At 61.0% G+C, this 17,289-nt stretch carries 21 protein-coding genes; 7 read left to right on the top strand and 14 right to left on the bottom strand.

Features of this window, described 5'->3' with window-relative positions; translation table 11 throughout:
- Window positions 1–106: 106 nt before the first annotated feature.
- The 6 genes from J9870_RS17815 to J9870_RS17790 form a co-directional block, all read right to left on the bottom strand.
- Window positions 107–670, bottom strand: coding sequence for an ATP-dependent Clp protease proteolytic subunit (locus J9870_RS17815; RefSeq protein ID WP_210639295.1), 564 nt, complete (start codon window positions 668–670; stop codon window positions 107–109).
- A 116-nt stretch (window positions 671–786) separates the two neighbouring features.
- On the bottom strand, window positions 787–1,842 hold the full coding sequence (locus tag J9870_RS17810; RefSeq protein ID WP_210639294.1) for a DNA topoisomerase IB: 1,056 nt from the start codon (window positions 1,840–1,842) through the stop codon (window positions 787–789).
- A 226-nt stretch (window positions 1,843–2,068) separates the two neighbouring features.
- Window positions 2,069–3,148, bottom strand: coding sequence for a molybdenum ABC transporter ATP-binding protein (gene modC / locus J9870_RS17805; protein WP_210639293.1), 1,080 nt, complete (start codon window positions 3,146–3,148; stop codon window positions 2,069–2,071).
- A gap of 3 nt (window positions 3,149–3,151) precedes the next feature.
- A complete protein-coding gene (gene modB, locus J9870_RS17800; RefSeq protein ID WP_210639292.1) occupies window positions 3,152–3,832 on the bottom strand; it encodes a molybdate ABC transporter permease subunit in 681 nt (226 codons plus the stop codon).
- Window positions 3,833–4,606, bottom strand: a complete 774-nt coding sequence (modA, locus tag J9870_RS17795) for a molybdate ABC transporter substrate-binding protein (protein WP_210645318.1) — start codon at window positions 4,604–4,606, stop codon at window positions 3,833–3,835.
- A 213-nt stretch (window positions 4,607–4,819) separates the two neighbouring features.
- Window positions 4,820–5,893: a nitronate monooxygenase gene (locus J9870_RS17790; protein ID WP_210639291.1), complete on the bottom strand. Its 1,074-nt coding sequence runs from the start codon at window positions 5,891–5,893 to the stop codon at window positions 4,820–4,822.
- 150 nt (window positions 5,894–6,043) lie between these two features.
- On the opposite strand from J9870_RS17790, the gene J9870_RS17785 reads away from it, so the two are divergent.
- Entirely contained in the window at window positions 6,044–6,532 is a 489-nt protein-coding gene (locus tag J9870_RS17785; protein WP_210639290.1) for a GyrI-like domain-containing protein, read from the top strand.
- Here J9870_RS17785 and ada read toward each other — a convergent pair.
- From ada to J9870_RS17760, 5 genes are all read right to left on the bottom strand, one after another.
- On the bottom strand, window positions 6,496–7,569 hold the full coding sequence (gene ada, locus J9870_RS17780; protein WP_210639289.1) for a bifunctional DNA-binding transcriptional regulator/O6-methylguanine-DNA methyltransferase Ada: 1,074 nt from the start codon (window positions 7,567–7,569) through the stop codon (window positions 6,496–6,498). The genes J9870_RS17785 and ada overlap by 37 nt on opposite strands.
- An 88-nt stretch (window positions 7,570–7,657) precedes the next feature.
- Entirely contained in the window at window positions 7,658–8,338 is a 681-nt protein-coding gene (gene alkB, locus J9870_RS17775) for a DNA oxidative demethylase AlkB (RefSeq protein ID WP_210639288.1), read from the bottom strand.
- On the bottom strand, window positions 8,325–9,053 hold the full coding sequence (locus J9870_RS17770; RefSeq protein WP_210639287.1) for a 2OG-Fe(II) oxygenase: 729 nt from the start codon (window positions 9,051–9,053) through the stop codon (window positions 8,325–8,327). Before J9870_RS17770 ends, alkB begins: the two co-directional genes overlap by 14 nt.
- A 194-nt stretch (window positions 9,054–9,247) precedes the next feature.
- Window positions 9,248–9,418, bottom strand: coding sequence for a hypothetical protein (locus tag J9870_RS17765; protein WP_210639286.1), 171 nt, complete (start codon window positions 9,416–9,418; stop codon window positions 9,248–9,250).
- 28 nt (window positions 9,419–9,446) lie between these two features.
- Window positions 9,447–9,749, bottom strand: coding sequence for a DUF1883 domain-containing protein (locus J9870_RS17760; protein ID WP_003182962.1), 303 nt, complete (start codon window positions 9,747–9,749; stop codon window positions 9,447–9,449).
- Between the two features lie 203 nt (window positions 9,750–9,952).
- Between J9870_RS17760 and J9870_RS17755 the strand changes: the two genes are divergently transcribed.
- Together J9870_RS17755 and J9870_RS17750 are read left to right on the top strand one after the other, a co-directional pair.
- Entirely contained in the window at window positions 9,953–10,303 is a 351-nt protein-coding gene (locus J9870_RS17755) for a hypothetical protein (protein ID WP_210639285.1), read from the top strand.
- A 109-nt stretch (window positions 10,304–10,412) separates the two neighbouring features.
- Window positions 10,413–10,643: a hypothetical protein gene (locus J9870_RS17750; protein WP_109755196.1), complete on the top strand. Its 231-nt coding sequence runs from the start codon at window positions 10,413–10,415 to the stop codon at window positions 10,641–10,643.
- Between the two features lie 4 nt (window positions 10,644–10,647).
- On the opposite strand, the gene J9870_RS17745 is transcribed toward J9870_RS17750, so the two are convergent.
- Both J9870_RS17745 and J9870_RS17740 read right to left on the bottom strand, forming a co-directional pair.
- The gene (locus J9870_RS17745; protein ID WP_134923863.1) at window positions 10,648–10,929 is read right to left on the bottom strand and encodes a hypothetical protein; all 282 of its coding nucleotides are present in this window, start codon (window positions 10,927–10,929) and stop codon (window positions 10,648–10,650) included.
- A 115-nt stretch (window positions 10,930–11,044) separates the two neighbouring features.
- Window positions 11,045–11,260 carry a hypothetical protein gene (locus J9870_RS17740; protein WP_210639284.1) on the bottom strand — a complete coding sequence of 72 codons (216 nt, stop codon included), beginning with the start codon at window positions 11,258–11,260 and terminating at the stop codon, window positions 11,045–11,047.
- Between the two features lie 235 nt (window positions 11,261–11,495).
- On the opposite strand from J9870_RS17740, the gene galU reads away from it, so the two are divergent.
- The 4 genes from galU (at window position 11,496) to ahpF (ending at window position 16,437) form a co-directional block, all read left to right on the top strand.
- Complete coding sequence (gene galU / locus J9870_RS17735) at window positions 11,496–12,335, top strand: UTP--glucose-1-phosphate uridylyltransferase GalU (protein ID WP_003182953.1); 840 nt, start codon at window positions 11,496–11,498, stop codon at window positions 12,333–12,335.
- 319 nt (window positions 12,336–12,654) lie between these two features.
- Entirely contained in the window at window positions 12,655–14,013 is a 1,359-nt protein-coding gene (gorA, locus tag J9870_RS17730) for a glutathione-disulfide reductase (RefSeq protein ID WP_210639283.1), read from the top strand.
- Between the two features lie 173 nt (window positions 14,014–14,186).
- On the top strand, window positions 14,187–14,750 hold the full coding sequence (gene ahpC, locus J9870_RS17725; protein ID WP_210639282.1) for an alkyl hydroperoxide reductase subunit C: 564 nt from the start codon (window positions 14,187–14,189) through the stop codon (window positions 14,748–14,750).
- A gap of 124 nt (window positions 14,751–14,874) precedes the next feature.
- On the top strand, window positions 14,875–16,437 hold the full coding sequence (gene ahpF / locus J9870_RS17720; RefSeq protein ID WP_210639281.1) for an alkyl hydroperoxide reductase subunit F: 1,563 nt from the start codon (window positions 14,875–14,877) through the stop codon (window positions 16,435–16,437).
- 179 nt (window positions 16,438–16,616) lie between these two features.
- Here the strand turns inward: ahpF and gloA are convergent, their stop codons facing one another.
- Window positions 16,617–17,138 carry a lactoylglutathione lyase gene (gene gloA, locus J9870_RS17715; protein WP_210639280.1) on the bottom strand — a complete coding sequence of 174 codons (522 nt, stop codon included), beginning with the start codon at window positions 17,136–17,138 and terminating at the stop codon, window positions 16,617–16,619.
- Between the last annotated feature and the right edge of the window lie 151 nt (window positions 17,139–17,289).

Genomic DNA, 17,289 nt, shown 5'->3' with positions numbered 1-17,289 from the left:
GAGCGAGCAACGTGCCTCGCATTATTTGGGAAAGAAAATGGCCGGCGGAAGTTTAATAAAAACCGCTTGCTCGCGACGAATGGTCAGCAGCCAGCGGTCTGCGCTTCTAGTCCTCGCCACCGCTGACTTTCCAATGCTTGGCATCCGCCGGGAAAACCACTTGTTCGACCCGATGCGCAATGCCGAAAGCCAGGGAGTTTTCCGCCGGGATGACCCGTTCCTCGGCACACAGGCATTTGAAAATATCCAGCTGGGTCGCGGCGCCCGCGGTTTCCTTGACATAGATTTCCACGTAGCGCGCCACGTCGTTGTCCAGGCTGGACAGGTACTCGCGCAAGCGTGAGTGGTCCACCGATTTCTGGCCGAAATACCAGTTCATCGGGTGGATCAGAAAGCGTGAATGAGGGGTGGTGGTGCGGTCGCTGGCGGCCAGGTACATGACGATGCCCATCGACTCGATGTTGCCGGCGTTCACCGCACGTACCGGCACCGGCAGGGACTTGATGAAGGTGTAGAGGGTGAAACCGAAGTTGGTGCTGCCGCCGACGGTCGAGAGATTGAGCATCAGCGAGTCAGCGCCTTTTTCGATGGCTTCCAGGCAATTGTCCCGGAAGCGTTCCGTGGTGCCCTGATCGATCTGGCAATGGAAATGGACAATGTGTTCGGCCATCTGAAACTCCTGTCGACTTCATCCGTTCAGGTGTCTGCGCAACGGCGGCGCTGTACTGTTGGGAGTCCAGCGGTCTGCGGATGTTCCTCGTCTATGGTGAGCTGCCCGTGCGCGTGTTAAGCCGGTTGCTGCCGTTCGCAGATCTCGGCGGCCTGTGTCATGCGCTGGAGAAACATCGCCAGCCCGGCTTCTTCGTCACTGAGGCCCTTGCGCGCCCGGGGCTTGGGCAATTCCCTCAGGGTGCCGAGCAGGAAACCCTCGACCACTGCTGGATGAATGTAGCACTTGCGACAGACGGTGGGCGTGTTGCCCAGTTGGCGGGCGACCTGCCTGACCATCTCGGCGACATGTTTCTTGGCCTCGGTCTCGGTTTCCCAACGCAGCATCCGCAGCCCGGCCAAGGCCGCCGCGCTGCCGGCCCAGGTGCGGTAGTCCTTGGCGGTGAAGTCGGCGCCGGTGAGGGTCTTGAGGTAGGCGTTGATGTCCGAGGAACTGATGGCGTGGCGCTCGCCGTTTTCGTCCAGGTACTGGAACAGATTCTGCCCGGGGATCTCCTGGCAGCGCTTGATGATCCGCGCCAGGCGTCGGTCTTTCACGGTGATCTGGTGTTCGACGCCGCTCTTGCCACGGAACTGGAAGGCGATGGCACTGCCGTTGATCTCGACATGCTTGCTGCGCAAGGTCGTCAGGCCGTAGGAGCGATTGTCCCGGGCGTACTGGGTATTACCGACCCGGATCAGGGTCATATCAAGCAGGGTGATGACCGTGGCCATGACCTTGTCGCGGCTGAAACCGGGCTGGGCCAGGATCTCTTCCAGGCGTTTGCGCAAGCGCGGCAGGGTGCGGCCGAATTCGAGCATGCGTGAATACTTGTCCGCGTCGCGCACTTCTCGCCAACGCGGGTGGTAGCGGTATTGCTTGCGCCCCCGGGCATCGCGCCCGGTGGCCTGGAGATGGCCGCGCGGGTCGGTGCAGATCCACACATCGGTGTAGGCCGGCGGCACCGCCAAGGCATTGATGCGCTGGACTTCGGCGGCGTCGGTAATGCGCTGGCCCTGTGGGTCGAAATAACAGAACTTGCCGCGCAATTTGCGCCGGGTGATACCGGGGGCGCTGTCGTCGACGTAATGCAGGTCGGCCGGCAGTGCATCCGGCGGCAGGGTGTCGGGCATGAAAAGAGTCCTTGGCAACGAATCCGGTGGCCTGTGATCGATTGACCGCAGCCCGTTGCGGACGTGCCAAGTTTCTGAGGGGCGTCGAATCTTGAATACACCACTGAATATGTGGGAGCCGAGCTTGTTCGCGATGACGTCGGCACATTCAATATTGATGCAAGCTGACTCACCGCCATCGCGAGCAAGCTCGCTCCCACATGGGGTTTGGGCAAGACTCGGGATCCTACGCCAACACCGCCACCGCCTTGATCTGCGCCCACAACAACTGCCTCGGATGCAGTTTCAACTGGTCGCGGGAGTAGCGGGTGATGCGTGCCAACAGTGGCGTGCCGGCCGCTTCCAGACGGATCAGCACATGGGCGGCATTGTCGGCGGCCAGTTCGCTGACCACGGTGACCGGCAGGCGGTTGAGGATGCTGGTCTGGGCGTCGTTCGTCAGGCTCAGGCTGACGTCCCGGGCCTGGACCTTGAAGCGCAACGGCTGCCCGACAGCCAGCGCCGTATGAGCCACCCGCACATTCAACTGGCTATCGGGCAGGTTCAGGGTCAGCAGTTGATAGGTGGGGTCATAACCGCTGACCTTGCCTTGGATCACCACCCCCGCGTCATCCCCCATGGCCAGCGGCAGGTCGAGCCGGGCCAGGGTCTCACCGATCGGCCCGCTGGCCAGCGCGCGGCCACCGTCGAGCAGTACGAGGTGGTCGGCCAGGCGTGCCACTTCGTCCTGGGAGTGGCTGACGTACAGCACCGGGATATCCAGTTCATCGTGCAACCGTTGCAGGTACGGCAGGATTTCGTTTTTGCGCCGGCTATCGAGGGCCGCCAGCGGCTCGTCCATCAGCAACAGTCGTGGGCTGGTCAACAAGGCGCGGGCTATGCCCACCCGCTGGCGTTCACCGCCGGACAGGGTGTGCGGCTGTCGCTCGAGCAGGTGAGCGATACCCAGCAATTCGCTCGCCTGGGACATGTCCACGCGCCGTTGCGCTGGGGCGATGCGCTTGAGGCCGAACGCCAGGTTGCCCCGTACCGAAAGATGGGTGAACAGGCTCGCCTCCTGGAACACATACCCCACCGCTCGTTTATGCGGCGGCAAGAACACGCCGTGTTCACTGTCCTGCCACACGTCGCCATTGACCTCGATGAAGCCATGGGACGGCCGCTCCAGCCCGGCGATGCAGCGCAGGCAGGTGGTCTTGCCCGAACCGGACGGACCATACAAAGCGGTCACCCCCCGGCCCGGCAGTTGCACAGCCAGGTCCAGGGAAAAGTCCCCGTGGTCGAGCTGCAAGCGCGCCTGAATCATCGATCAGCTCCAACCGGTCCGGGTTCTGCGGCTGGAGTACAGCGCCAGCAGCACAGCAAATGAAAACACCAGCATCGCCGCCGCCAGCCAATGGGCCTGGGCATATTCAAGGGCTTCGACGTGGTCGTAGATCTGCACCGAAACCACCCGGGTTTTCTCAGGGATGTTGCCGCCGATCATCAACACCACGCCGAATTCGCCAACGGTATGGGCAAAGCCGAGAATCGCCGCCGTGATGAAGCCGGGCCGGGCCAGGGGCAGGATGACGCTGAAGAAGGTATCCCAAGGACTGGCCCGCAGCGTGGCGGCGACTTCCAGAGGGCGGTTGCCGATGGCGGCAAAGGCGTTCTGCAACGGTTGCACCACAAACGGCATCGAATAGATCACCGAGCCGATCACCAACCCGGTAAAGCTGAAGGTGAGGGTGCCCAGCCCGAGAGCCTGGGTGAACTGGCCGATCCAGCCGTTGGGGCCCAACGCCAGCAGCAGGTAAAAGCCGATCACCGTGGGCGGCAACACCAAGGGCAGCGCCACTACCGCACCTACTGGCCCACGCAGCCAGGATTGGCTGCGTGACAGCCACAAGGCGATGGGCGTGCCGATAAGCAGCAGGATCACCGTGGTCAACGACGCCAGTTTCAGGGTCAGCCAGATCGCTGCAAGGTCGGCACTGGTCAGTGGCATTTAGCGTTGATAACCGTAGGCTTGGATGATGGCGGCGGCTTTCGGGCCCTTGAGGTAATCCACCAGCGCGGCGGCGGCGGGGTTGTTCTGGCCTTTACTGAGGATCACCGCGTCTTGCTTGATCGGATCATGCAGTTCGGCCGGGACGATCCACGCCGAACCACCGGTTACTTTGCCGTCCTTGTAGATCTGCGACAAGGCCACGAAGCCGAGTTCGGCGTTGCCAGTGGAGACGAACTGATAGGCCTGGGTGATGTTCTGGCCTTCGACAAGCTTGCTCTTGACCTGCGCGGTCAGCCCCAGCTTGTCCAGCACCTGGGTCGCGGCCAAGCCGTAGGGCGCAGCCTTCGGGTTGGCGATAGACAGGTGCTGGAAAGCGTTGTCCTTGAGTACCTGGCCTGTGCTGTCGACATAGCCCTCCTTGGCCGACCACAGCGCCAGCGTGCCAATGGCGTAGGTGAAGCGTGAGCCCTTGACGGTATCGCCTTCGCTTTCGAGTTTGGCCGGGGTGCTGTCATCGGCGGCGAGGAAGACCTCGAACGGCGCGCCGTTCTTGATCTGCGTGTAGAACTGTCCGGTCGCACCGTAGGCGGCCACCAATTTGTGCCCGGTGTCTTTTTCGAAATCGGCGGCGATGGCCTGGAGCGGGGCGGTGAAATTGGCGGCAACCGCCACTTGCACCTCATCGGCCTGGACGGCGCCAACGGTAAACAGCGTGGTCAGTAGCAACGGCGCGAAGCGGGAGAGGGGCATGGTAGGGATCCGTAAGGTCAGGTCGCTGTATACGGAAATATATAGCGAATGGCCGATAAACGGAACGTGGCATTTTGTCGGGGATCAACAACAGGAAAGGTGAGAGGGCCGCCGCCATCGCGAGCAAGCTCAGCTCCCACAGGTTCGCCGGTCTACCTGGATGTGGTGGTTGCCACAGATCAAGTGTGGGAGCGAGCTTGCTCGCGATAACGGCCTGACAGGCGCTGACGACCGTCAGGACCGACCACGGTTGTTCAGTTGGGTCAGCGTCTCCTCGGCCAGTTGTCGGGTCAGCTCGGCGCTCGACAGCTCGCGGCCCAGGGGAAACGCCTGGCCGGCCCAGAGGTTGCTGAAGTCCGCTTCATCCTTGGCGCGCAACGGCATCAATGCCCCGCCCGCCAGGGGAAATGCCGGCGCCAGCGGGCTCATCGGGCCCACTTCGCGCATCACTCGGTTGACGATGCCCCGGGCCGGGCGACCGGTGAACAGGTTGGTGACGGCGGTCTGGCTTTCCTTGGCCGTGCGCAGCGCCCGGTGATGGGACGCGCTGATCTTGGCCTCAGGGGTGAACAGATAGGCGCTGCCCAGTTGCACCGCCGAGGCGCCCAGGGCGAATGCCGCGACGATCCCCCGCGCATCGCCGATGCCGCCGGTAGCGATCACCGGCACCTTCACCGCATCCACCACCTGTGGCAGCAAGGCGAACAGGCCGACCTGGGTGTTGAGGTCGTCACTGAGGAACATCCCGCGATGGCCGCCGGCTTCGTAGCCCATGGCGATGATTGCGTCACAACCGTGCTGTTCCAGCCAGATGGCTTCCTCGACGGTAGTGGCCGAAGAGAGGATTTTCGCGCCGGTGGCCTTCACCCGATCCAGCAGGGATTTTTCCGGCAGGCCGAAGTGGAAACTGACCACTTTCGGGCGCATTTCCTCCAGCACACGGCAGGCCGCATCATCGAACGGCGTGCGGTTGGACACCGGCGTCGGTGCGTCGAAGTCTGCGCCCAGTTCCTCGTAATAGGGCTTGAGCCGTTGTTTCCAGGCCTCGGCCCGCTGCTTATCGAACACGGGCGGCTGGTGACAGAAAAAATTCACATTGAATGGCTTGTCGGTCTGTTCACCGATGGTCGTCAGTGCCTGGCGCAGTTGCTCGACATCCAGCATCGCCGCCGGCATCGAGCCCAGCCCGCCGGCATTGCAGGTAGCGACCACCATGGCCGGCCCCGTCACCCCAGCCAGCGGCCCCTGGATAATGGGCAGCTCGATTCCGAGCAGGTCAAGAATGCGAGTGTCTGGCCACTGGCTCATGTGCGGAGTCTCCGACGGCAGAAAGGAAACAGGGTTTTTAGCAGGTGTGGGCCGGCGAGGGCCAGTCGAGTTTTTCAATCGAGCGCCGCAACTTGATCTCGACGGCGGGAGGGTTACCATGCGGGCCTCATACATCAAGGAGCCTGACCCATGGACGTGAAACTCAAGACCGTCGAACCCTTCACCGTGGCCGGTCTGCAGGTGCGCACCCGCAACACCGACGAGCAGCAACCCGACACGGCCAGGATCGGTCCGATGTGGCAGCAGTTCTTCACCGAAGGGCTGTTCGACGCGATTCCGGCTCGGCAGTCGGAGTCGTTCGTCTACGGCGTGTATTCCAATTATGAGTCCGACGCCACCGGCTACTTCGATGTGACCGCCGGTGTGCAGGTCGATGCGACGAGCGCAGGCTACCCCGCCGTGGACATCGAAGGCGGGGATTACCTGGTGTTTTCGGCCAAGGGGCCGATGCCCGATTGCGTGATCCAGACCTGGGGCCTGATCTGGGCGTATTTCGCCGATAACCCGCAAACCCTGCGCCGTTTCACCAGCGATTTCGAGGTCTACAGCGGCCCCGATTCGGTAGCGATCTACATCGGTGTTCAGTCCCCGGACGAGCGTTCCAGCGCCAGCAACTGACGCTTGCGTTCCACGCCCCAGCGATAGCCGGACAGGTTACCGTCGCTGCGCACTACCCGGTGGCAAGGGATCGCCACCGCCAGGCTGTTGGCGCCGCAGGCCTGGGCCACGGCGCGCACGGCCTTGGGCATGCCGATGCGCTGGGCGATCTCGGCGTAGCTGGCGGTGCTGCCCGCTGGAATGTCCCGCAGGGCCTGCCAGACCCTTTCCTGGAACGCCGTGCCGCGCAGGTCCAAGGGCAGGTCCAGGCCCAGCGCCGGCGCTTCGATAAAGCCCACCACCTGGGCGATCAATTGCTCGAACTCGCGGTCGGCGCCGATCAGGTTGGCCCGGCGGAATTTGTCTTGCAGGTCCCGCACCAACGTGTCCGGGTCGTCCCCCAGCAGGATCGCGCACACGCCACGCTCGCTTTGCGCCACCAGGATCGCCCCGAGGGAGCATTGGCCGACGGCGAAACGGATGTCGGTGTTCTGCCCCTTGGCGCGGTAGTCGGCGGGTTTCATGCCGAGGACTTTGTCGGCGGCTTCATAGAAGCGGCTGTTGGAATTGAAACCGGCGTCGTACAGCGCATCAGTGATCGTCCCACCATCGGCCAGGCGCTCGCGCACCTTGCGTGAACGGTGCGCGGCGGCATAGCCCTTGGGGGTCAGGCCAGTGACCGCCTTGAACACCCGATGAAAATGGAAAGGGCTCAAACCGGCGCTTTCTGCCAGTTCATTCAGGCCTGGCAATTCTTCAGCGGCTTCGATCTGCCGGCAGGCGGCCGCGACCCGGGCCGCTTGTTGGGCGGCGATCTGGGTCTGGTCCCTGGCCGCGCGCTTGCTGGGGCGATAGCCGGCTGCCTGGGCCTGTTCCGGGGTGTCGAAGAATTCGACGTTACGCGGGTTGGGCAGCCGCGACAGGCTGCTGGGATGGCAATAGATGCCAGTGGTCTTCACGCCATAGACGAATTGTCCGTCGGCGCGCGGATCCCGGGCGAGCACGGCGGCCCAGCGCGGATCCAGTTCAGGGGCGGGATTGTTCGAAGTGCTGTTCATGGTCGTTATGTCCATTGGCCCGTTTTGCCTACAGTAGCGAGCCTGCGAGGTGGCAACACTCCGGGTCTTGCGGTTGAATTCTGCACATTCAGCCGGCAGTGCGAAACGTCAGGTTGATCCGCTGGCTGCCCAGGTGCGGGTGCTGTCCTTCCTTGAGCGGCAATACGCCGTGGTAACGCAAACGGTCCACGCCGCCCCAGACCACGATGTCGCCATGGAACAACGGGATGCGCAGGCTCTTGTCGCTGCGCTCGAAGCCGCCAAATTGGAACACCGCCGGCAGGCCCAGGGACATCGAGACGATGGGGGCGGCCAGGGAACGTTCGTTCTTGTCCTGATGCAGTGACATCCGTGCACCGGGTACGTAGCGGTTGATCAGGCAGGCGTCGGGTTCGAAGTGCTCGAACTGCGCCTGCCGGGCGGCGGCCTGGGCCAGTTCGCGAAACACCGCCGGCATCTGTGGCCAGGGCTGGCCGGTCTGTGGGTCATGGGCGGTGTAGCGATAGCCGCTGCGGTCGGTGGTCCAGCCCAGCGCGCCGCAACTGCTCAAGGCCACCGACATGGTAAAGCCGCCGGGTGTGACCATCTGCCGGAACGGCGCGGCCTGCAAGACCGTTTCCAGGGCCGGCAGCAAACGCTCCAGCCAGGGGAGGGCGAAACCGCGCAGCACGAAGGATTGCTGGCCGATCTGTTCGACCTGGCCGGGTGTGGTGGGCGCCTGGTCGGCAAACAGGTCCAATGTGAGCGGTGTGTCGTTATTGCGCATCATGAAAAATGATTCCCAAGGTGTGCCGCCTGCCGCTGTGCACGCAGCTGACGCCATGGCGCATGTTCACCCGATAATAACCGCGAACGCCTTTGACCGGCCGCTGATGCACGGCGAACACCACCGCATCGCCCTGTTTCAGATCGATGACCTGCGGCCGCGATTGCATGCGCGGGCGTTGCTCGGTCAGCACGAACTCACCGCCGCTGAAGTCCCGGCCCGGTTCCGACAACAGGATCGCGACTTGCAGTGGGAACACCTGCTCGCCGTACAGATCCTGATGCAGGCAGTTGTAATCCTGCGGGCCGTATTGCAGCAGCAACGGCGTCGGGCGCTGTTGCCCGGCGCCATGGCCGCGCTGAATAAAGTCGGCGTGCTCGTCGGGGTATCGCACTTCGATGCCCATGCATTCGTTCCAGCGATTGGCCAGCGGCACCAGCAGCGGATACAGCGACTGGCGCAGCTGCTGGACGATATCGGGCAGTGGATAACGAAAGTACTGATACTCGCCGCGCCCGAAGCTATGACGGGCCATGATCACCCGGGAACGAAAAAGCCCGGGTTCGGCGTATAAACTGCTGAGCATTCGACATTGCGTGGCGGGCAGCAGGTTGCGGATGATCGCGCTGCCGTCCTGATCGAGGCTGTGTTCCAGGGCAGGCCAGTCCAGGTTGTCTATGGCGTGGTTCAGCGAGGGTGTTTGCAGGATGGCGGACATGATCACAAACCTTGGTAGAAAGGATTGCTCAGTCTGGCGAGTGCCCCGACGACTGGCACTCCGAGGCTTGCGGTCAATGTTTTATCCGGGGCGCCAAGAGAGTGGACCTGGATCCCTGTGCCAACCGATAAACCATCTACCCTGTGGCGAGGGGATAAATCCCCACGCCACAAAAAATCAATCAGGGTGAGCCGCTACAAGGCTTTGCTGACACTGATGTCGCTGATGACATCATCGGTCTGGCCGTGCAACGCCTGTAGCGCTGCCTTGGCTTCTTCCTCGGTGCCGGTTTGAAGTTGTGCGAACTCGAAACGGCGTTCGCCGTTGAGCTTGTACTTGATGACGTATTTGGTTGTCTGGGCCACGGTTTTGCCTTTCTTGAAGGGGCGATGCTCAGCTCAGTTTCGAGCTGGAACGCCGGATGATCTTGATCTTGTGGGTCAGGGTCGGCTTGCGCGTGACACTGATGGCCCGGCGGTTGACGGTGTCGATGGTGATGTTCCAGAAGCCGGTGCTCGGTGCAGTGATCCTGGCCGGGAAGGTATCGAATGCGCCGCCGTGATAAGTGTGCCGGCCGCCGTTCTTGAAGCTACGGAAGTTGGCGTCGTTCATCAAACGGATGTTGCACATTTGGGAGCATTCGATAACGACGATATCGTCTTCGTTCAGGTGCTCGCGCTGGTGGATGAATTTCATGGGCGCCTCCAGAAGGGCTTTTTCTACAAAATCAAAACGATAGCAAGGGACAATGATGCGCAGTTTATCAGCCCCGAGTGTTAATATCCGGCCCGCGCTCCAGGCTTTGGTCATTTATCGCAGGAAGCGGGATAAAAAAAGCGGTGCGGCCCCGGAGAAAAACGGCGTCGGCACTGTCGGAGGGTCTTTATTGGAGGAATCATATGAAGCGCAGCGTGTGGGTGTTGGCATTGGCAATGAGTGGATGTGCATCGGTATCGGACATCAACCAGACGCCGCCCACCATGAGCGTCATCTCCGGAAAGAAACCCCATGAATACGCCAAGTGCGTGGCCGACAAGCTGGCCAGCAGCCGTGGCCCGCTGCAAATGGAACCGCACAAGAACGGCGTGAGGTTGATTGTGCCGGGCAAACTGTCGACCCTGCCGGCGGCGGTGTTCGACATTGACGAGCGCTCCAGCGGCAGCAGCATCAAGTTGCACGAAAGCCTGTCCAACGTGCCTGTGCGTCCCGGCGATGTGCAGGACGCGGCCAACGCCTGCATTTCCGGTTGAGCGCCGTCTCAGCCTGACGAGCGGGGCACGCATCGGATAAACTGTTGCCCTCGACAAAAAATGCCGCCACGGTCAACGTTGGCGGCATTGTCATTTATGGAGTCAGTCGATGAAACGCGAGCAGGTGCGTGAGCGCCATGCAGAAGGTCTTATATCTGCCACCCATGTGATTCAGAACCCGGCGAGCCCAGGCGAATGGATCGTCTTTTTCAAGAAAAGCGCCGGGCGCAGTTTTTTCCTGGTGGATGAGCAGGATGAAGTCGAATCCTTCAGCAGCCTCGACGAACTGATCGAGACCATACGCGGCCTGGGTATCAAGTTCGCTGAGATCCACATGTAACTTCTTACTTGCACACCACCACGACGCTGCGACTGGTGTAGTTGCCGACGTCGACACCCAGGGTCTTTTCGCTTTCCTTGGCCTGCGGTGTGCCATCGGTGCCGACGATGCGGTAGCCGGTGCCGGCACAGGATGCATCGGCTTTTTCATAACAGGTGGCCCAGTCATTGGCTTCGCCGGAGCAATCGATGGTCAGTCCCTGTTCGCCATTGTTCAGGTAGGTTTTTTCGGCAGAGGCACAGCCCGCCAGGGCCAGGACGGCAAACAGCGCCAGAAGTGTTTTCATGGAATCGTCATCAGGAAGGGAGGGGCAGGCGCGAGAGTATAGCGAATGGCCATTCCGGTACAGATAAACAAAGCCCCGTTCAATGCCGTGCGTCATTTACTTGGGGCTTGTCTGCTTACTTCTTGCGGCGGGGGCTGCGTGCCGGGGCTGTGTCACGTTCCTTGGCCGCCGGGGCAGAGCGGTCGTCCTGGAATACCGCCGCCACTTCCACCGCCATCGTTTTGCTGGGCAGGGGGCCGGCGACCTGCTCGCCATGGTAGTTGATAATCCACCATTGGCCGTCCTTGTCCTGGCTGACCGAATAACCGTTTGCGTTTTGTGTGACCGACATCTAGCTGCCTCGTTGGCGTAATCAAGGGCGCCATGATACGTCAAATGCTCGCAAACAGTGCTCATGGGCGTACAGTGGGCACCACCGGACCTATCGAGATGAAAGGCGATTGAACTATCCGGCGTTTTTTATTTCTCTATGATGGCATCGGTTGGCCAGTGCGGGCATTGTAAGGTGCCCGTCGCCTGATTAGACTGCCCCGAAACTCGTACACACCGCCTTTTCAAGGACTTATATGATCAAGAAATGCTTGTTCCCAGCAGCCGGTTACGGTACTCGCTTCCTGCCAGCGACTAAAGCCATGCCCAAAGAAATGCTGCCGGTGGTGAACAAGCCACTGATCCAGTACGGCGTCGAAGAAGCCCTCGATGCGGGCCTGACGGAAATCTCCATCGTCACCGGCCGTGGCAAGCGCGCCCTGGAAGACCATTTCGATATCAGCTACGAGCTGGAAAACCAGATCAAGGGCACCGACAAGGAGAAATACCTGGTTGGCATCCGCAAACTGCTGGACGAGTGCTCGTTCTCCTACACTCGCCAGACCGAAATGAAAGGTTTGGGCCACGCGATCCTGACCGGCCGCCCGCTGATCGGTGACGAACCGTTCGCCGTGGTCCTGGCGGACGACTTGTGCGTCAACCTCGAAGGCGACGGCGTGCTGACCCAGATGGTCAAGCTGTACAAGCAGTTCCGCTGCTCCATCGTGGCGATCCAGGAAGTCGATCCGCAGGAAACCAACAAGTACGGCGTGATTGCCGGCGAAATGATCCGCGACGACATCTACCGCGTCCACAGCATGGTTGAAAAACCAAAACCTGAAGACGCACCATCGAACCTGGCGATCATCGGTCGCTACATCCTGACCCCGGACATCTTCGACCTGATCGAACAGACCGAGCCAGGCAAGGGCGGCGAAATCCAGATCACCGACGCCCTGATGAAGCAGGCCCAGAACGGCTGCGTCATGGCCTACAAGTTCAAGGGCAAGCGTTTCGACTGCGGTGGTGCCGAAGGCTACATCGACGCGACCAACTTCTGCTTCGAGAACTTCTACAAGACCGGCAAGGCTTACTGATAGCCCGCCGCGCCTTGAAAAACGCCCCGACTGGTTCGGGGCGTTTTTTTGCCCGGGGAAAAGTTGCTCGCAGATCACACAAACACCCCCTGTGGGAGCGAGCTTGCTCGCGATAGCGTCGGCACATTCAACAACTATGCAAGCTGACCCACCGCCATCGCGAGCAAGCTCGCTCTCACAGGGGGCGCGCTTGACTTGAGCATTGCTGCCAATTCGAGCCAGCCCAGCTGGCTTTTTCATTTTCCGCCCCCATAACCATCGCAACGCTGCCTCAGGTGAAAACAGCGGGTATGCTGATGGCCTGCCGAAGGAGATAGAAATGGCCTACGATTTTGACTTGTATGTGATTGGCGCCGGTTCCGGCGGTGTGCGGGCGGCGCGGTTCGCGGCCGGTTTTGGCGCGAAAGTGGCCGTGGCGGAGAGCCGCTACCTGGGCGGCACTTGCGTGAACGTGGGGTGTGTGCCCAAGAAGCTGCTGGTCTACGGTGCGCATTATGCCGAGGACTTCGAGCAAGCGTCGGCCTATGGCTGGACGGCGGGGGAGCCGAGTTTCGACTGGGCCACGTTGATCGCCAACAAGGACCGGGAAATCAATCGCCTCAACGGGATCTATCGCAACCTGCTGGTCAACAGCGGCGTTGAGCTGCACGAAGGTCACGCCAGGATCACCGGGCCCCATGAGGTCGAGATCAACGACCAGCGCTATACCGCCAAGCACATCATGATTGCCACCGGTGGCTGGCCGGTGATCCCGGACATTCCGGGGCACGAGCACGCCATCAGCTCCAACCAGGCGTTTTTCCTCAAGGAACTGCCCAAGCGCGTCATCGTGGTGGGCGGCGGCTACATCGCGGTGGAGTTCGCCGGGATTTTCCACGGTATGGGCGCGCAGACGTCGCTGCTGTATCGCGGTGACCTGTTCCTGCGCGGCTTTGACGGTGCGGTGCGCAAGCACCTGGCGGAAGAACTGACCCGGCGTGGCCTGGATCTGCAGTTCAACGCTGACATCAAGTCCATCGAAAAACTCGACGACGGCAGCCTCAGGGTAGAGCTCAAGGATGGCAAGACGCTGATCACCGATTGCGTGTTCTACGCCACTGGCCGGCGACCGATGCTCGACAATCTTGGCCTGGAGAACACCGCTGTCACAGTGGACGAGAAGGGTTTTGTCGTGGTCAACGAAAAGTACGAGACCACTGAACCGTCGATCCTGGCCATTGGCGACGTGATCGGTCGCGTCCAGCTCACCCCTGTTGCCCTGGCCGAGGGCATGGCGGTGGCGCGGCGTCTGTTCAAGCCTGAGCAATATCGCCTGGTGGATTACCGGATGATTCCCACTGCCGTGTTCAGCCTGCCGAACATCGGCACGGTGGGTTTGACCGAAGAGCAGGCCAAGGAGGAGGGCTACAAGGTAGAGATTTTCGAAAGCCGTTTCCGACCGATGAAGCTGAGCTTGACCGACTGCCAGGAGCGCACCCTGATGAAGCTGGTGGTGGATGCCGAGACCGACAAGGTGCTGGGTTGCCATATGGTCGGGCCGGATGCCGGAGAAATCGTCCAAGGCCTGGCCATCGCCCTCAAGGCCGGCGCCACCAAGCGTGATTTCGACGAAACCATCGGCGTGCATCCAACCGCCGCCGAGGAATTTGTCACGATGCGTACCCCCGTAGCCTCCTGACCCCAACGAAGATATGGCGAGCGCGCTTGCTCGCCATATTAAGTTTTCTTCTATCTATTTAGCGGCTGATAGCCAAAACCAATCATTCGCATGAGGTTTGCCAATGAGCCAGCCCGGGAATGAGTGGATAAGATTCCCTCCATCAACTTTTCAACCCTGATGGAGAAACATCGATGCCTATCATCAACAGCCAAGTTAAACCGTTCAACGCTACCGCCTTCAAAAACGGCGAATTCGTCGAAGTATCGGACGCCGACCTGAAGGGCAAGTGGTCTGTCGTGTTCTTCTACCCAGCTGACTTCACCTTCGTTTGCCCAACCGAGCTGGAAGACCTGGCCGACAACTACGCCGAATTCCAGAAACTGGGCGTCGAAGTCTACAGCGTGTCGACCGACACCCACTTTGCCCACGCTGCCTGGCACAACACTTCGCCAGCCATTGGCAAGATCCAGTACACCATGATCGGCGACCCGACCCACGTCATCTCCCGCAACTTCGACGTGCTGATCGAAGAAGTCGGCCTGGCTGACCGCGGTACCTTCGTGATCAACCCACAAGGCCAGATCAAGATCGTTGAAATCAACGACGGCGGTGTAGGCCGTGACGCCTCCGAACTGCTGCGCAAGGTCAAGGCCGCTCAGTACGTCGCCGCTCACCCGGGTGAAGTCTGCCCAGCCAAGTGGAAAGAAGGCGAGGCCACCCTGGCGCCGTCCCTGGACCTGGTCGGCAAGATCTAAGTCTGTGAGTCATCCGAGGGCGATCAGCTCTTAACCAAGCAAGCCGCTTCGCCCCAAAAAACGCCCGGGCGAGATTCGCTCGGGCGTTGTTTTTTCTGAAATTCAAAAAATGGAAATCGCCCGTATGTTGGACGCCAATCTTAAAGCTCAGTTGAAGTCATACCTGGAACGGGTCACCCAGCCGATCGAGATCGTCGCCTCCCTCGACGACGGTGCGAAATCCCAGGAAATGCTTGCGCTACTCAAAGACGTTGCCAGTCTTTGCGAGCAAATCACCTTACTGGACAACGGCACCGATGCGCGTAAGCCATCGTTTTCGTTGAATCGCCCGGGAGCCGATATCAGCCTGCGTTTCGCCGGCATCCCGATGGGCCACGAATTCACTTCGCTGGTGCTGGCCTTGCTGCAAGTCGGCGGCCACCCGTCGAAGGCCAGTGTCGAAGTCATCGAACAGATCCGCGCCCTCAAGGGCGAGTTCAACTTCGAGACCTATTTCTCGCTGTCGTGCCAGAACTGCCCGGACGTGGTCCAGGCACTGAACCTGATGGCGGTGCTGAACCCGAACATTCGCCACGTCGCCATCGACGGTGCGTTGTTCCAGGCTGAGGTCGATGAACGCCAGATCATGGCCGTGCCGAGCGTGTACCTGAACGGCGTGAACTTCGGCCAAGGCCGCATGGGCCTGGAAGAGATTCTGGCCAAGATCGACACCAGCGGTATCGAGCGCCAGGCCGAGAAGATCAGCGCCAAAGAGGCTTTTGATGTGCTGGTCGTCGGCGGTGGCCCGGCCGGTGCTTCGGCGGCGATCTACGCCGCTCGTAAAGGTATCCGCACCGGTGTCGCGGCCGAGCGTTTCGGCGGTCAGGTGCTCGACACCATGGCCATCGAGAACTTCATCTCGGTCCAGGAAACCGAAGGTCCGAAACTGGCCGTCGCCCTGGAAGAACACGTCAAGCAGTACGACGTGGACATCATGAACCTGCAACGCGCCGATGCATTGGTGCCTGGCAAGGATGGCGCGCTGCACGAAATCAAATTCGCCAGCGGTGCGAGCCTCAAGGCCAAGACCGTGATCCTGGCGACCGGTGCCCGCTGGCGCGAAATGAACGTGCCGGGTGAGCAGCAATATCGCAACAAGGGCGTGGCGTACTGCCCGCACTGTGACGGTCCGCTGTTCAAAGGCAAGCGTGTGGCGGTGATTGGCGGCGGTAACTCCGGTGTCGAAGCGGCCATCGACCTGGCCGGTATCGTGGCCCATGTCACCCTGCTGGAGTTCGATGTGCAATTGCGTGCCGATGCGGTGTTGCAACGCAAGCTGCACAGTCTGCCGAACGTGACCGTGATCACCAACGCCCAGACTACCGAAGTGATGGGGGATGGCCAGAAGGTCAACGGCTTGCGCTACAAGGACCGCCCAAGCGGTGAAGTGCTGGACGTGGCGCTGGAAGGGATCTTCGTGCAGATCGGCCTGTTGCCCAACACCGATTGGCTCAAAGGCACGGTAGAGCTGTCGCCACGTGGCGAGATCATCGTCGATGCCCGGGGTGAAACTTCGATCCCTGGCGTCTTCGCCGCCGGTGACGTGACCACCGTGCCGTACAAGCAGATCGTGATCGCCGTGGGCGAGGGGGCCAAGGCTTCGCTGAGCGCCTTCGACCACCTGATCCGTACCTCTGCGCCGGCATAAGCTGGCGATAGTGGCAAAAACAAAACCCCATGGGCCTGGCCCATGGGGTTTTGTTTTGGACCACGCATCACCCTGTGGGAGCGAGCTTGCTCGCGATGGCGGTGGGTCAGCTTGTCTCAATGCTGAATGTGCCACCCTCATCGCGAGCAAGCTCGCTCCCACAATGGCTTGTGGGGGTTTTACAGTGGCGCAGGCTGGATGATTTCGACCCAGTAGCCGTCCGGGTCCTTGATGAACGCCAGGCTCTTCATGCGGCCGTCGTTCAGGCGCTTCTGGAAATCGCAGCCCAGTGCTTCGAAGCGCTCGCAGGCCGCGACGATGTCCGGCACCGAGACGCAAATGTGGCCGAAGCCGCGCGGGTCGGTGTTGCCGTTGTGATAGGCGAACGCTGGATCGCTTTCGGTGCCATGGTTGTGGGTCAGTTCGAGGATGCCAGGGATCGACTTCATCCATTCGGTACGCGCTGCGGCATCTGCTGGAATCTGGTTCTTGTCCACCAGTGCCAGGAAATACAGGCTGAATTCGGCTTCCGGGAAGTCGCGTTTTTCCACCAGGGAGAAACCCAATATGCGAGTGTAGAAATCCAGGGACTTGGTAATGTCCTTGACCCGCAGCATGGTGTGGTTGAAGACGAATTTGGCTGTGGCGGCATCGGGTTGGGCGGTGACGCCCGGGAAAGTATTGAGTTCGTGCAGGCTCATGGGCCCTCCGGAAAATAAGTGGGGCAAACGGCGTCGCAAATGTGCTGTGACGGTTCCTGGGCTTGCGTCGGGTGGCTTCCATGCAGGTGCGCCCATGATACGCAAGGGGGGGCGACATCGCCAAACCGAGTGTGGCTATTGCCTGGTTCTG

This window comes from Pseudomonas sp. Tri1 (assembly GCF_017968885.1).
In the GTDB taxonomy this organism is placed as follows: Bacteria; Pseudomonadota; Gammaproteobacteria; order Pseudomonadales; family Pseudomonadaceae; genus Aquipseudomonas.
Note: the sequence above shows the minus strand (reverse complement) of the source record. Positions and strands in the feature narration are given on the sequence as shown.